Source organism: Flavobacterium sp. TN-1, from assembly GCF_052828645.1.
Genome location: NZ_CM128253.1, coordinates 65567 through 81051 on the forward strand (window position 1 = coordinate 65567; position 15485 = coordinate 81051).

A 15485-nucleotide genomic window follows, 5' to 3' on the forward strand; every position below is an offset into this window, starting at 1 on the left:
TTATAAATCAAAAACGGAGGTTCTTTTAGCTCTAACCAGATCCTTTAATTTTATAATAAATCCAATGGTAATATACACTCCAAACCAAAGTCCTACAGTAACGAATGAGATGTAAATAAAAAACAACCGAACATTATTTGCTCTCATACCTAATCGATCCGCTAATCTAGAAGCGATATGAAATCCTTGACGTTCAAAAAAATATTTAAGTTTTTGTATCATTTTAAGTAAGATAGTTTTAAAAAAAGGAAAGCTTTAGTAAATCTACAATTTATTTTTCAGACTTCAAAGTTTGAAGACCAATGGCGCATTCTAAGCAACGATTGGTATCACAATATTTATTTTTTAATTGAATAAGTCCTTGTGATTCCATTGCATTTTTTGTTTTTATTCCATAGGATTGAAAGTAATTCAGTATTTTATTTTTTTCGGGTTTAATCGTTTCTATTAACATTTGATCTAGTTCATGATCATTTTTATTATTGTATTGTGCATAGGAAAATCGAATTGGTATAATAGCATTGATGATTAATAATTCTATAAATGATTTAGAAATTTTCTTTTCTTTATAACTTGTTTGTTTTTCAAAGACGTAATGATTTTTCCAATAATCTGAAACCCCAACTGAAAATATTTCATAAAAATCTTCTATAGATGTTGCCTGAATAATAAGAGAAAAAAGGTTTTTACGAATATGATAAAGCATTGCGAATTGTGCTATGCGAATTGTAGGGAAGTTATCAGGTCTTAATCTAAAAAATTCAAATTGTTCTACATATTTCGAGTCTAAACAATATTTGATCTTAATATACTCGTATAATGTGACTAAGTCTTTGATATAATTTTCTTGTGGTTTTAGCGGCAATAGTCCTGCTATCCCAAAAAACAAAGCTTCTAAATAATTTATATCAAAACTTTCTTTTCTAATTAGTGTAAAAGGAATGTTTTTAGCTAGGCTAAAGAAGGCATTTTTATTTACGTTTAATCCAAAATTTTTAGCTAAAGTTATAAAAAGAACTGACTCCCAGTCATAATTTGTTTCTTGTAGTAGTGCTTGAATGGGTTTATTTTTCAATTCTAGTCGTTCGAAATATAGTCGTTGGATCCAATTATACACTATAAATTCTGGTATCTTTTTTAGGCTTTCTTCACAATTAATCCATCTTTTTTTTGTTTTTAATTTTTCATATTGAATAATTAGTTCTTTTGAAACGTATTTTTGAAGTACTAAAACAGGTAGTTCTGTGTTGTCTTTTCTAAAAATAGATATATCGTGTTCCCATACTACGTGTAGAATACAATTATCATATTGATTATTGAGCTGATGATGGTGATGATACCAATCTGATGACTTTAGATGTATTTCTACATTTCCAGCCCATCTTTGTTCGCCAATAATGAGTTGAACGTTAAAAAAATCAGGACCTGATTGATTTAATTGAAACCCTGAGTGAAGTATTTGAAGGTTTTCACCTTGTTCTGTTTTCAGGGATTGTAAAGTAACTTTTTTATTTTTCCATACATAGTGTAAAAATTCTTCTTTCATAATTCAGGCGTATAATATTAATAAGGCGTATAAAAAGGTATATTTTGTAATTTTATTTCATACAAAATATATAATTCGATCATAATCATAAAGTTACAAAAAAAACCTAACAAATTCATTATTAATGAATTTTATTAGGTTTTTTCTTTTGATGATAAAAAAGTCTTGTAATTTAAATATTACAGGATTATTATTTTATGGCGTTAATAATATCATGTTTTGTAATGATATGATGTTTACCTTCTCCTAAATCTACTAATACTGCTTGATTTTCTTTCGTAATTAGTTTAGAGACTTCTTCTATGGAGGATCCCTTTTTTACGATTGGAAATGGTGCTCCCATTACCTCTTTAATTGGTTTTTCAGCAGTATTTTTATCTGTTATATAGCTTTGAAAAAGGTCTGATTCATCAACAGATCCAACAAATCCATTTACATCAACAACTGGTATTTGAGAAATTTTATATTTACGCATTCTTTCTATAGCGTGTGAAACTAATTCTTCAGTGCGAACAATTACAAGTGGTTTTTCGATATGGTCTTTTATTAAATCTTCTGCTTTGGCTAGTTCTTCTTCTAGAAAGCCTCGTTCGCGCATCCAATCATCATTAAACATTTTGCCTACATAACGACTTCCTGAGTCATGAAACAAAACAACTACTACATCATCTGGTTTAAATTCGTTTTTTAGTTGTAATAATCCTTTAATAGCTGCACCTGCTGAGTTTCCTACAAATATACCTTCTTCTAATGCTATCTTACGTGTATATACTGCAGCGTCTTTGTCTGTAACTTTTGTAAAGCCGTCTATCAATGAAAAATCAACATTTTTTGGTAAAATATCTTCTCCAATACCTTCTGTTATATAGGAGTATATTTCATTTTCATCAAAGATACCAGTTTCATGGTATTTTTTAAATACAGAGCCATAGGTGTCAATTCCCCAAATTTTAACATTTGGATTTTTCTCTTTTAAGTATTTAGCAACTCCTGATATAGTTCCTCCTGTACCTACACCTACTACAAAATGCGTGATTTTTCCTTCTGTTTGTTCCCAAATTTCAGGTCCTGTTTGTTCGTAATGGGCTAGCGCATTACTAGGGTTATCGTATTGGTTTACATACCACGCATTAGGTGTTTCTTCTGCTAAACGTTTTGAAACAGAGTAATACGAGCGAGGATCTGTGGGCTCAACGTCTGTTGGACAAACCACTACTTTTGCTCCTACTGCTCTTAGTATATCACATTTTTCTTTTGATTGTTTATCTGAAATTACACAGATTAATTTATAGCCTTTAATAATGGCTCCTAAAGCTAGTCCCATTCCTGTATTTCCAGAAGTCCCTTCAATAATAGTTCCTCCAGGTTTTAAACGACCATCCGCTTCTGCATCTTCAATCATTTTGATAGCCATACGGTCTTTTACAGAATTACCTGGATTAAAGGTTTCAACTTTTGCTAGAACCAATGCGTTAATCTCAGCCGTTACTTTATTCAACTTTACTAGAGGTGTATTACCAATTGTTTCTAGTATGTTCTTTGCGTATTGCATACTTTTATCTTTATAATGTTTTTCTTATTTTTAAACTATTCTTTACCAACCTCTTTGCAAAGGTATAAATATTCTGAATATAGATTTCAAATTTCAAGAGATTTGAAAGTGGAGCTTAATTTAATGATTTTCAGTATTAGAAATTCATGATTATTGAAAGAAATTCCACACTAATCCAAAACGCACTAGAAAGTCTTTATAAGGCTGACCTGGTGCTGCAAAAAAATCATTATTTCTGAAAGTAGTATTAAGATGTTCTGCTTTCAAGAAAATTCTTGTTTGACGTACTCTAGCATTAACAAAAAAATCAATTATAGGATGATTTCCTATCTGACTTTGATTTTGGGTATAAAAATCACCTATCAGAGGATTGTATCCATTAGCATAATAGCTAGTAAAATACTGAAAAGTAATACCTGTTTGTAATAATAAAGCTTTTTTAAAATATTGATCTGAAAAATATAGACTATTTCGTGTCAAAATTTTGGGTACATTTAAAATTTGTTCTGCTTGAACTACTTGTTGATATAAAACACTATTATCCAATGTCCATTTAGCTAGTTTTATTTCTTTTTGTAATTTAATTGAAAAATAATTTAAAGGTCCTGTATATTGTTTAGGTGTTGTAAGCAATGTTTTTTGGGTTAAATCATCATTACTAAAATAAATATGATCATGAAGTACTATAATTTGTGATTCTATAGTTCCCCATTGAGTTTGAGCGTTTAAACGGAAAGAATTCATTTTTTCATTATTAAATGAATTTTTCCAATTGTAATTTACAAAATCACTTTGATAAAGAGAATAAGTTAAATCAGGCAATTTGCTCAAATTAACGTATTGAAGCGAAAAACTATTTTTATCATTCAATGTATATTTTGCAAAAATATCAACAATTGAATTTGTTTCTTTTGAAAAGGCTTTTGAGAAAAGTACTTCTCCTCTGATCTTATTTTTTAAATAAAAATATTTCCCTCCTATATTTTGAACTGAAAAATCATTTCGAGCTGGAACTTTTATTTGCTGGTTTTCAATCACTAAACGATTATATCCATAACGAAAACAACTGTCTTCAACAAACACATTAAACTTACCTATTGATGTATTAAAGAAAGTAGCTCCTATTTTGTTATAAAAGACAGAAGATTTAGTTAGATCTGAATAGTTAGAATTTTCATAACCTAAACCAAAATAATCTGTTTTAGTGGCTTTTTCAAAACTAAAATTAAACATTTCGTATTTAAATTGATGTTCTAACAATATATTATTAGTCTTTTGATTTCGATTTAAACGAAAATATTGGTCGAGGAAATAACGTTTGCCTTCAAAAAAGGATTTTGCATCTTTTAATTTTATATCTAATCTTGAACGTTGACTAAATTGAGGATCTCCTGAAATAAAATCGGCTTCATTTAAGATTCCTCCGTTTTCTTGATTGGTAAAATCTTGACTTGTAAAATGTAAATTAAATCCATAACGTTTATTGGAAGTTTGATAACTTGAAGTAAATCTAAAGTTTCCTGTGCTTGATAATGAATTTAGATATTTACCCAATGATCGTAATCCTTTATAGGCTAATGAAAAATTAAGATTTTTAGAGGTATTCAATGTAATAAAAGCGTCTATGCTTTGCCCTTGTTCTAAAACAGTTTTAAAATACAATTCTGTCAAGGGAGTTGGCACATTATAATAGGATATATCTTCTGATTGCAAGTAATTAAATTGCTTAGCACTAAAACCTATATTAGGAGATGTATTAGGCATTTTAAAACCATAGTTTAGAATGGTATATACATAACCATCATTAGCAAATGGCAATAAACCGAAATTATCTTTTCTGAGTTGATTAAACTTATAATCACTTTTTATCGTAAGCGAGGTATCAACAAAGGTGGTATCTCTTTTTAAATTATAAATTTTATACCAGTTATGGGGAGCTTTAGGGTTTTCTTTTCGGACTTCGCGTAGGGATTTACGAACCGTATCATTTTTAATTTCAGACAAATCATTTTGTCCAAATGTTGGAATAACAACTAAAACAATAATTAAATAAAAAAAATACTTCATAGGTTTTTAATGAAGTACAAAAATAGGGAAAAGAGAAGAGATAAAAAAGCCCTCACTAAGGAGGGCCTTTTATATTAATAATTAGGATTTTGAACTAAATTTTTATTTAAGTCTAATTCTCTTTGAGGAATTGGTAAAATCACTCTTGGTTTCCCAGGAGCTGTTTCAGCTGGTGCTGGCACAGTTCCTGATAATCTTAGTTGTTTTCCATTACGTAATAAATCCATTCTTCTATGACCTTCAAAACAGAACTCAAGGCGTCTTTCTTTTATAATATCATCTAATGTTACAACTGCCAAATCAGGAAGATTTGCACGTCTTCTAATTTTATTAACATCATTAAATGGAGTATCCCCTATTATTGTTCCTGCTCTTAAATTAGCCTCAGCTCTAATTAAATACATTTCAGAAATACGAATTACAGAATAATCTGATGACTGATTAAGTCCATCATTATACTTCGTCGTATAAAAAGGAACTCCTGCTTTTTCAATATCTCTTCTTTTTAATGTGTAACGTAAATCTCCTGAATTCTCAAAAGCAGCGTTCAAACTTGCTGAGAAAGGACAATCTCCTCTTCCTCCGTTAGCAGCTGAATTAGTTAGAGTTGAAAAACTAACTGACGGTCCATTTTCATTGCTCCCCGACTGACTATCATTAGATAAGCTAACTAAATTAAATATGTGTTCATAAGAATCCTTATTATCGTAAAATAAGTAGTTTGTAGCTAATACAAACTCATTTTGCATTCCTATAACTTGATTTGCATAATCAGCTGCTTGTGAAAATTTATCTTGATATAGATAAACACGAGCCAATAAAGCTTTAGCTGCTCCTACATTAGCTCTTGTTCTATTAAAAGTTTTGATTTTACTAATTGCATCTAATAGGTCTGCTTCAATTTCAGCATATACTTGACCAATAGTAGCTCTAGGAGTATTTCTTATACCAATTTCATCCACAGAGTTAACATGTTTAGTAATTAATGGAACAGACAAACCATTAACTCCAACTGTTTGAATTGGTTGCGCAAACAAACAATTTAGTTGAAAATAAGCTAAGGCTCTCATAAACTTAGCCTCACCTACAGCCTCATCTCTTTCTTCTTTTGAAAAGTTAACATCTGAGGCTAAGTAAGCTTTATTAATCACCGTATTAGCCTGAGTTATGATTTCATAATGATCTTGCCATATTGAAGCAACGTTACCATTTGTTGGTACAGTTGTATAATCTCTTATTTCTTGTAGAGTTGGAAAAGTACCTCTAAAACTAATATTATCTGACTGCCAGTCTCCTAATAATTGTGGAACACCTCCAAAAGCACCTTCTTGTTGTGCTAATCCGTATAATCCTGTCACATAAGACTTCACACCCAATCCTGTAGTTAATACCACTTCACGAGAAGATTCATCCTGTGCTTTAACATCTAAATCAGTTTGACAACTAATTGCAAATGTTAGAAAAAGTGTTGATATATATATATATTTCATAATTAAAAGCTTAGAAAGTTAAACGTGTACCAAACAAAAACGTTTTAGTTTGAGGGGCAGTAAAAAATGTTTCACCTTGGATACCAGCAGAAATAGAATTAGATACCTCTGGATCAATACCTTGTAACTCTTTATTTTTCAAAGTATACAAATTTTGTGCAGTTGCATAAATTCTTACAGATGATATAAAACTTTTACTAAACTTACTCATAGGAAAATTATACCCAAAAGTTACATTCTTCAATCTAGCAAAAGAACCATCCTTCAATTGTCTAGTTGAAGCATTTTGAACGGTTCTAAATGTAGGAGAAGTAGGATTTGGAGTAAATGCATCATCTCCAGATTTTTGCCACACATTACCTACAACTTCTCTATGATTGTAAGCGTATGTTGCGCGATCAACAAAACGTAATCCATCAACAAATATATCATTCCCATAACTAAAGTTAACTAATGTTGATAAATCAAAATTACCGTACTTCAAGTTATTAGACCATCCTCCTGTAAAATCAGGGTTTGCATCTCCAACAATTCTTCTATTTGCAGTAGAATAAGTAGTAGTTGGATTACCATTTATATCTAACCATTCAGCATGTCCCGTTTCCTTATTAACTCCTAAATAAGGCACTAAGTAAAAAGTATTAGCAGAATATCCCTCAATTGCTCTCTGATAAGTAGAGCCTCCAATAAATTTATTTCCTTGTGCATCTACAGAAGCATCAGAATTTAGTTCTAGTATTTTATTTCTGTTAAAGTTAAAATTTAAATTTGTACTCCACTTTAGTTTTGAATCTCTTAAAACATCAAAATTAAAATCTAAATCTAAACCTTTGTTCTCCATTTTACCAGCATTGATCAAGTAAGTCCTAACTCCATCATTATCAGCTGTAGACAACAATTTATTTAACAATAAATCTGAAGTCACTTTTCTATAAACATCAACAGCAATTTTAACTCTATCGCTAAACATACCTAAATTTAACCCAAAATCAACAGATTCTGATCTTTCCCATTTTAAATTTGGATTACTAAATCTGTATAAAGCTAAACCAGAAGTTTCATTATAATTTGGATAAATACCACCATTAACACGCTCTCTCCAAGCATAATCTCCAATTCTATCATTACCAGAAACTCCCATATTAGCTTTTAATTTTAATTCACTAATATATTTACTTTCTTTTAAGAAGTTTTCACTGGCAATATTCCAAGCTGCTCCAATTGCCCAAAAATTACCAAATCTATTATTAGAACCAAATCTAGAAGACCCATCTCTTCTAAAAGAAGCCTCTAATAAATATTTTGAATCGTAATCTAAATTGAAACGTGAAAAATAACCATTTAATCTAGATTGAGCGTTAGTATTATCAGTAGTTGATTTTATAACTGCCGAAGTAACATTCAAGAAATCATCAGAAGCAAAAACCGTACCTGCTACGCTAATATCTCTTACTTCAGTGTTTTCAGCAGTAAAACCTACTAAAGCATTTAAATTAATTTTTTCAGCTAACTTTTTGTTAAAATTTAAAGTATTTGTAAAAATAGTCTTTTGCTGAACGGCTTGATAATCTGAAGCAGAACCACCTGCTTGATTAATATCTTTTTCACGTCTAAATTCCTCAATTGAAGATCTGTCTAAACCAACTTCTACTCTATAGGTTAAAGGTTTAAATAATTTAAAATCTGCAAATACATTACCCGTTATACGATTCGTAATTAAATCATTTATATTTAACGCTTCTATTGCTACAACATTAGCTATAAAACCTGTACGTTGAAAATTACCATTTGCATCGTAAGGTGTTACATAAGGTTCTTGTAAAAAAGCAGATGTAAACGGAGCATTCACTGAATTTTCAGAAGCAACCCTATCTATTTTAGAAGTAGTTACACCTAAATTCATACCAACCTTTAGCCAAGAATTTGCCTCTGTATTAATATTAAGTCTTCCTGCAGATTTCTCTAATCCGTTACCTATAATAAAGCCGGATTGTTTAGCATAGCTACCTCCTAGAAAGTAAGTTGTTTTTTCAGAACCGCCTGAAACTGAAACATCTGAACCCATAGAAACTCCTGTTCTTGAAACAGCATTTAACCAATCAAAATTAGTCTCCCCTATATCATCAATCGTAACTCCTGAATTTGTTAACGCTTGAGGAAATTTGGCATTATATTCCTTGTACTGAGACGCGTTCATCATTTTCATTGCATCTGTATAATTTGTGAAAGAAGTAGTAAAACCAACCGCAACTTTAGCATCTTGATTTCTCTTACCCATTTTTGTAGTAATAAGAATAACTCCATTTGAACCACGAGACCCATAAATTGAAGTAGCTGCGGCATCTTTTAATACAGACATACTCTCGATATCTGCAGGATTTAAGTCTGCAATTGGATTTAAAGCCTGACCTCCTTGAGCAGAAGTTAAATTAACATCATTCAATGGCACTCCATCAACAACATACAAAGGTCTAGCTCCTGCCGTGATAGAGGCAACACCTCTTACTTTTACAACGGGTGCAGAACCAATTACCCCTGAAGAAGACACAACCTGAACACCTGAAGTTTGTCCTTGAAGAACATCTTGAACAGAAGCAACAGGAACATCTTTAATTTTATCAGATCCTACAGTTACCACTGACTGAATCATTTTTTTCTTTTCTTGTTTAGCAAAACCTACAATAACGACATCTCCAAATTGTTTTGCATCACTCTGCATCACAGTATTGATTACATTAGAAGCGCCTACCACTTTAGATACTTCTCTCATGCCCATAAATGAAAAAACTAAAGTTTCGCCTTCTTTTGCTTTAATACTATATTTACCGTCAAATCCGGATGAAACCCCACGTTGTGTACCTTTTACTACAACATTTACCCCTGGTAGTGGACCATTTGCGTCTGTAACCACCCCAGTTATTGCTTTCTCTTGAGCGAAAGAAAACTGCATTGTTAACGCTAACAGTAGCGTAAAAATCCATTTGAACTTTGATCTCATATTAATTTTATTTGAGTTAGTTATCCCGCAAACTTCTTAAATATTTCTTAAATTCCCAAATATTATCTATAGATATTCATTTTTTACAAATGTTAAACTTTATAAAGTACCTTTGCAACTTGTATAATTTCTATTAAAACTTATTTATTTACTTTTCAAAAAATCTAAAAATTTAAGCACTTTTATTACTATATAAACTATGTTATCTTTAAAATTCAGCAATTACACAATAGAAGTCGGATGTGACGAAGCTGGTAGAGGTTGCCTTGCAGGACCTGTTACAGCAGCCGCCATTATACTTCCAGAAAATTTTAATATTGATTCTTTAAACGATTCTAAACAATTATCTGAAAAAAAGAGGGATATTTTAAGACCTACTATTGAAAATTTAGCATTGGGCTTTGCGGTAACGCATATTTTGAATGAAGAAATTGATGAAATCAATATTCTTAATGCTTCTATGAAGGCTATGCAGGAAAGTATTTTAAAGTTGAAACAAAAACCTGATTTTATCATTATTGATGGAAACCGTCCTTTATTGGGAAAACTAGGAATCAAAACGCTAACTGGCTACAACTTAAACCATGAAGAAATAGCTTTTTTAAAATCTATACCTAACGAAAGTATTATAAAAGGGGATGGTAAATACATGAATATAGCTGCTGCTTCTATCTTAGCTAAAACGCATAGAGACGAATATATGAATAAAATTCATGAAGAATTTCCAATGTATAATTGGAGTAAAAACAAGGGATATCCTACAAAAGATCACAGAGAAGCTATTGCTAAATATGGGGTCACAAAATACCACAGGAAGTCTTTTAAATTACTCCCTGAACAGTTTGTATTGGACTTATAAATAATTATTTTTTTTAGACAAACAAAATCGTAGAAAACTAATTAAGGTTTCAGTTTCACGATTTTGTTTGTTATTTTGAGTCTATAGCGACACTAAATTTGTATTAAACAAATTATTAAAATGTTTTAATATTTTCTTTTTTACTTCTTCTTCATCCACTGGTTTTCCTAACTCAACATGAAGAGAGGTCACTGCCTTTCCTTTTATACCACAAGGAATAATATGATCAAAATACCCTAAATCAGCATTTACATTTAATGCAAAACCGTGCATAGTTACCCAGCGAGAGGCACGAACCCCCATAGCGCATATTTTTCTAACAAAGGGAGTTCCTACTCCTATCCACACTCCTGTTTCTCCTTCGCTTCGTTCAGAGGCTATACCATATTCAGCTAAAGTTTGAATAATAACTTCTTCTAGTAATCGCAAATATTTATGTATGTCGGTAAAAAAGTTTTCTAAATCTAAAATTGGGTAACCTACAATTTGTCCTGGTCCATGATAGGTAATATCTCCTCCTCTGTTTATTTTATAAAATGTGGCTCCTTTTTCTTCTAATTGTTTTTCAGACAACAATAGATTTGATAAATCTCCACTTTTTCCTAAAGTATAAACATGAGGATGCTCTACAAACAAAAAATAATTATCTGTTTCTACTTTTGAATCGTCTCTCTTTAGCATTTTTTGGGCTACAATTTCAGCAAATAAGCTTTCTTGATAATCCCATGTCTTTTTATAATCTTGACATCCCAAATCTTGGAATTTTACTTTTCTACTCATTATTATATTTAATTCTAAATAATTTATTTGAATTGAACTTCTAAATTTAAACATTCTGGGGATTTCACTATTTCATCCCATTTAAATTCTATTGTTACTATTTTTCTATCTTTAGAAAATACCGCGGTTTTATTTGATACGGTTTTAACTTCTTTGGGAAAATGGTATTTTACCACATATTTAGATGCTTCTAAAATCGTTTTATATTTCGCTAAGAAATTGGCATCTATTTTTTTAAACGGTTGATTGGTAGCAATGGTTTTTCTAAAGATTTTTTTACCATCATACAAATAATTCATTTTAACTCCGTTTTCTAACAAAACACTTAAGTTTCCTATTCGTTGTATTTGTTGTTTTTTAATTGATTTGGTCAATTTTTGAAAGCTTTCCATTCCTTCTATTAACTGTTGTAAATCTGTTACGGATTTAAAAAATGTTTCTAAAGAAAATAGCAATTGTTTTTTTTCTTGATTAATTTGTATTCGCATCAAAAAATTTTCGCTTTTTCGAAATTTAGATTGTTCTTCTATACTGAGTTTTGCTATACTATCTTTTTTTTCTTCTAGCAATTGTTTGAAGGTAAAAACTGAATCTATTGTTTTTACTAACTTTGAACTATCTTTTGGCATCATAGCTATCAAACTAGATCCATCTATAGCAAAAGCATATTTTCCTGATCCGTCTTGATTTATTTCTATTTCTTCTGTAAAAACACAACTTGTTAATACAACTAGGGGTAATAATAAACATAAAAAACGTTTCATCTCATTTTCTTTTTGCCAAAGATACAGATTCTAAAACTCTCAAGAAATCAATATTTTTCAAATAAATCACAAAAACAAATAATATAGTTATGCAATACTTGAATTTTAAACTTTTAAAACTTTTAAACTTTTAAACTTATGGTTATCTTTGCTGTCTTTAAAAAATTAATGTTATGCAACTTTCAGAACAAGAAATCATCAGAAGAGAAAAGTTGACCAAGTTACGTGAACTTGGTATCAATCCATATCCCGCTAATTTGTATCCAGTAGATCATACTTCGAAACAAATAAAGGAATCTTTTGAAGAAGGTAAGAAGGTTGTAGTAGCGGGTCGTTTGATGAGTAACCGCGACCAAGGAAAAGCTTGTTTTAGTGAAATTCAAGATAGCGAAGGACGAATTCAAGCATATTTTAACCGTGATATTATTTGCTCTGGAGAGGATAAAACCTTATACAATACAGTTTTTAGAAAATTAGTTGATTTAGGCGATTTTATAGGAATAGAAGGTGAATTATTTACTACACAAGTAGGCGCACAATGTATTCGTGTAACGAACTTTACTTTTTTAAGTAAAACGTTACGTCCTTTACCAATGCCTAAAACAGACGAAACGGGAAAGATTTTTGACGAATTCATAGATCCTGAACTACGTTACCGTATGCGTTATGTGGATTTGGTAGTAAATCCACAAGTAAAAGAGGTATTTGTAAAAAGAACGAAACTCTTTACTGCCATGCGTACATTTTTTAATAACGCTGGTTACATGGAAGTAGAAACGCCTGTTTTACAGTCTATCCCTGGAGGAGCGGCAGCACGCCCATTTATCACACATCACAATAGTTTAGATATTCCTTTATATATGCGTATTGCTAATGAGTTATATTTAAAGCGATTAATTGTAGGTGGATTTGACGGCGTATATGAGTTTTCTAAAAACTTCCGTAATGAAGGTATGGACAGGACTCATAATCCAGAATTTACCGCTATGGAAATTTATGTAGCGTATAAAGACTACAACTGGATGATGGCGTTTACTGAAAATTTATTAGAATACTGCGCATTACAAGTTAATGGTACTACGGAAGCTACTTTTGGTGAACATAAAGTAAATTTCAAGGCTCCTTACGCCCGTGTTACGATGACTGATGCGATCAAACAATTTACAGGTTTTGATATAACGGGTAAGACTGAAGAAGAATTACGTGAAGCAGCAAAATCTATGGGCATTGAGGTAAATGACACCATGGGTAAAGGAAAATTAATTGATGAAATATTTGGCGAAAAATGTGAAGGTAATTTCATTCAACCAACTTTTATTACGGATTATCCAAAAGAAATGTCTCCTTTAACTAAAGAACACCGCGATAATCCTGATTTAACGGAACGTTTTGAGTTAATGGTTTGTGGAAAAGAAATAGCCAATGCTTATTCAGAACTAAACGATCCTATTGACCAGCGAGAACGTTTTGTCGCGCAAATGGAGTTAGCCCAAAAAGGAGATGATGAAGCCAATGGAATTATTGATGAAGATTTTTTACGAGCTTTAGAATATGGAATGCCTCCTACTTCGGGATTGGGTATAGGTATGGATCGTTTAATTATGTTCTTAACCAATAATGCGTCTATTCAGGAGGTATTATTCTTCCCTCAAATGCGTCCAGAAGTAAAGCCATTAGCTATAAGTGATGATGCAAAGACTATCGTTGAATTACTAAAAGTTGAAGACAATCAAACTTTAGCTCTTTTAAAAGAAAAATCAGGATTGAGTGGCAAAAAATGGGATGCTTCTATGAAAGAATTAACAAAAGCGGGCTTGACGAAAGTAGTCGTTGAGGGCGAAAGCAAAACGGTTGTTCTTATATAATTAAACATCTCTTGTATTGCTTTATATTTTATACAAATAGACTGGCAAAAAAGTAAATCATATCGACCATAAGTAGAAATCGCAAAAACTAATCATGTGACTTCCCGTATGGTCGATGTGATAATTTGAGTACTAAAACATTTCTTTAGATCGTTTTTATCTATATTCCAGAAGGTTAGTTTTTTATAATCCTAAAAATTGCCGATTCCCCTTCGCTTATAACTTGTAATAAATAAACTCCTTTTTCAAATTTGCTACAATCCAATTCAAAATTTGCCTTTTGAACACGTAATTTCTGAATTTCTTTCCCATCTAATCCATAGACATTTATTTGATCTATCGTTTTTTTATATTTTATTTTAAGATTTTCTTGAACGGGATTAGGACCATAAGAAAAACTTTCTAGATCAAATCCTTTCGCTGCTAAAACATTTGCACTCTGATAGTCTTGCATGGCGTTAGAAGCATCTTGAAAACAAGTAGTAGTATATTGTCCAGAATCTTCCGCAGCTATTTGATTAGGATTTAAGCCTAATATTCCCAAATAATATTTATATAAATCAGAACGTAAAACTACTTTTAGAGTAAAAGCAGCACTAGATGAACCTCTACATTCTAATCCTCCGTTAATAATGTTATTCGTATGAGCAAATCCTTTTAAATACATTTTGTTCATAGTATATTCTCCTATACTTGGCACCCAAAGATCGTGCATAACCTGATGACAAGAAGGTTTAGGCCATTGCGGCATCATCCAAAACCAAATAGCTGATTTAAAAGCTAAAACGCCATCTTGTTGTACTAAATCAGGATTATCTAATAACACATTTTTGTCGTTGTATAAAAACTTACTAAATTGTCCATAATTATAATTCCATGACAATTGAATAGGTCCTCGTCCGTAATATCCTTTTGTAGGATTGGCGGGGTATTCTGTACTGGCTTGACTGTATGCTCCTGCTGAATTAGTTGTATTATATCCTAATTCATGTACAAAATACAATCCCCATTTAGCGTAATCTCCTAAACTTCCTCCTCCTACTGGTGTTTGCCATCCACCTGTGGTTTCTTTTGATATATTCGCTAAAAAGGCGCCTAATTCTCGGGTATTATTTAAGGTGTTGGAGGTATTAACAAAATCTGCAAAATCAACATTAATGACGGTTTCAGCTGTTGTATTAGCATACCATGAAGGGTCTACTTGTGAATAATTATAGACTACTTGCGAAGATTTTTTAGTTATGGTTATGAGTTCTCCATATACACCTTGTTTTTTTCTAATTTTAACCCAATAATCAGCCATTTCGTTACGGGCTTGTATAAAATTATTATAGGAAAAAAAATCTGTGTTATATCCTTGTGGATGCCCAGAAGCTAATCCTGCTCGATTAGGAAATAACGATTCCCATTGGACGTTTGTTAACAAACTTTGTTTATCCGCTATACTTGACAAATTTTGTTGAGAATGCAGTAATTGGAAAGAGGCAAAAACAGTTGTTAAAAAACGGAATTTGAGTAATTTAAAATTCATAAATACAAAGATTGGTTAGTTTTATAAAACTAA

At 31.2% G+C, this 15485-nt stretch carries 11 protein-coding genes; 2 read left to right on the top strand and 9 right to left on the bottom strand.

Features of this window, described 5'->3' with window-relative positions; genetic code table 11:
* The 6 genes from ACUXZJ_RS00250 to ACUXZJ_RS00275 form a co-directional block, all read right to left on the bottom strand.
* Positions 1 to 222, bottom strand: a complete 222-nt coding sequence (locus ACUXZJ_RS00250) for a hypothetical protein (RefSeq protein WP_060382906.1) — start codon at positions 220 to 222, stop codon at positions 1 to 3.
* Positions 223 to 271: 49 nt separating this feature from the next.
* On the bottom strand, positions 272 to 1546 hold the full coding sequence (locus ACUXZJ_RS00255) for a DUF2851 family protein (protein WP_060382907.1): 1275 nt from the start codon (positions 1544 to 1546) through the stop codon (positions 272 to 274).
* A gap of 190 nt (positions 1547 to 1736) precedes the next feature.
* A complete protein-coding gene (locus tag ACUXZJ_RS00260; protein ID WP_060382908.1) occupies positions 1737 to 3098 on the bottom strand; it encodes a pyridoxal-phosphate dependent enzyme in 1362 nt (453 codons plus the stop codon).
* Positions 3099 to 3248: 150 nt separating this feature from the next.
* Positions 3249 to 5165, bottom strand: a complete 1917-nt coding sequence (locus ACUXZJ_RS00265) for a putative porin (RefSeq protein WP_060382909.1) — start codon at positions 5163 to 5165, stop codon at positions 3249 to 3251.
* A gap of 74 nt (positions 5166 to 5239) precedes the next feature.
* A complete protein-coding gene (locus ACUXZJ_RS00270; RefSeq protein WP_060382910.1) occupies positions 5240 to 6655 on the bottom strand; it encodes a RagB/SusD family nutrient uptake outer membrane protein in 1416 nt (471 codons plus the stop codon).
* 10 nt (positions 6656 to 6665) lie between these two features.
* Positions 6666 to 9653 (bottom strand): SusC/RagA family TonB-linked outer membrane protein, encoded by a 2988-nt coding sequence (locus ACUXZJ_RS00275; protein ID WP_063743148.1) that lies wholly within the window; start codon positions 9651 to 9653, stop codon positions 6666 to 6668.
* Positions 9654 to 9852: 199 nt separating this feature from the next.
* Here ACUXZJ_RS00275 and ACUXZJ_RS00280 point away from each other — a divergent pair, with 199 nt between their 5' ends.
* On the top strand, positions 9853 to 10512 hold the full coding sequence (locus tag ACUXZJ_RS00280) for a ribonuclease HII (RefSeq protein ID WP_060382912.1): 660 nt from the start codon (positions 9853 to 9855) through the stop codon (positions 10510 to 10512).
* A gap of 81 nt (positions 10513 to 10593) precedes the next feature.
* Here the strand turns inward: ACUXZJ_RS00280 and lipB are convergent, their stop codons facing one another.
* On the bottom strand, positions 10594 to 11292 hold the full coding sequence (lipB, locus tag ACUXZJ_RS00285; protein ID WP_060383872.1) for a lipoyl(octanoyl) transferase LipB: 699 nt from the start codon (positions 11290 to 11292) through the stop codon (positions 10594 to 10596).
* A 23-nt stretch (positions 11293 to 11315) separates the two neighbouring features.
* Complete coding sequence (locus ACUXZJ_RS00290; RefSeq protein WP_446195505.1) at positions 11316 to 12056, bottom strand: hypothetical protein; 741 nt, start codon at positions 12054 to 12056, stop codon at positions 11316 to 11318.
* Between the two features lie 173 nt (positions 12057 to 12229).
* Here ACUXZJ_RS00290 and lysS point away from each other — a divergent pair, with 173 nt between their 5' ends.
* Positions 12230 to 13921: a lysine--tRNA ligase gene (gene lysS / locus ACUXZJ_RS00295; protein ID WP_060382914.1), complete on the top strand. Its 1692-nt coding sequence runs from the start codon at positions 12230 to 12232 to the stop codon at positions 13919 to 13921.
* A gap of 175 nt (positions 13922 to 14096) precedes the next feature.
* On the opposite strand, the gene ACUXZJ_RS00300 is transcribed toward lysS, so the two are convergent.
* Positions 14097 to 15452, bottom strand: coding sequence for a glycoside hydrolase family 19 protein (locus tag ACUXZJ_RS00300; protein WP_060382915.1), 1356 nt, complete (start codon positions 15450 to 15452; stop codon positions 14097 to 14099).
* Positions 15453 to 15485 lie beyond the last annotated feature (33 nt).

Coding starts and splice junctions, on each gene's coding strand:
- ACUXZJ_RS00250 (WP_060382906.1), bottom strand. CDS start 222: ATGATACAAAAACTTAAATATTTTTTTGAACGTCAAGGATTTCATATC.
- ACUXZJ_RS00255 (WP_060382907.1), bottom strand. CDS start 1,546: ATGAAAGAAGAATTTTTACACTATGTATGGAAAAATAAAAAAGTTACT.
- ACUXZJ_RS00260 (WP_060382908.1), bottom strand. CDS start 3,098: ATGCAATACGCAAAGAACATACTAGAAACAATTGGTAATACACCTCTA.
- ACUXZJ_RS00265 (WP_060382909.1), bottom strand. CDS start 5,165: ATGAAGTATTTTTTTTATTTAATTATTGTTTTAGTTGTTATTCCAACA.
- ACUXZJ_RS00270 (WP_060382910.1), bottom strand. CDS start 6,655: ATGAAATATATATATATATCAACACTTTTTCTAACATTTGCAATTAGT.
- ACUXZJ_RS00275 (WP_063743148.1), bottom strand. CDS start 9,653: ATGAGATCAAAGTTCAAATGGATTTTTACGCTACTGTTAGCGTTAACA.
- ACUXZJ_RS00280 (WP_060382912.1), top strand. CDS start 9,853: ATGTTATCTTTAAAATTCAGCAATTACACAATAGAAGTCGGATGTGAC.
- lipB (WP_060383872.1), bottom strand. CDS start 11,292: ATGAGTAGAAAAGTAAAATTCCAAGATTTGGGATGTCAAGATTATAAA.
- ACUXZJ_RS00290 (WP_446195505.1), bottom strand. CDS start 12,056: ATGAAACGTTTTTTATGTTTATTATTACCCCTAGTTGTATTAACAAGT.
- lysS (WP_060382914.1), top strand. CDS start 12,230: ATGCAACTTTCAGAACAAGAAATCATCAGAAGAGAAAAGTTGACCAAG.
- ACUXZJ_RS00300 (WP_060382915.1), bottom strand. CDS start 15,452: ATGAATTTTAAATTACTCAAATTCCGTTTTTTAACAACTGTTTTTGCC.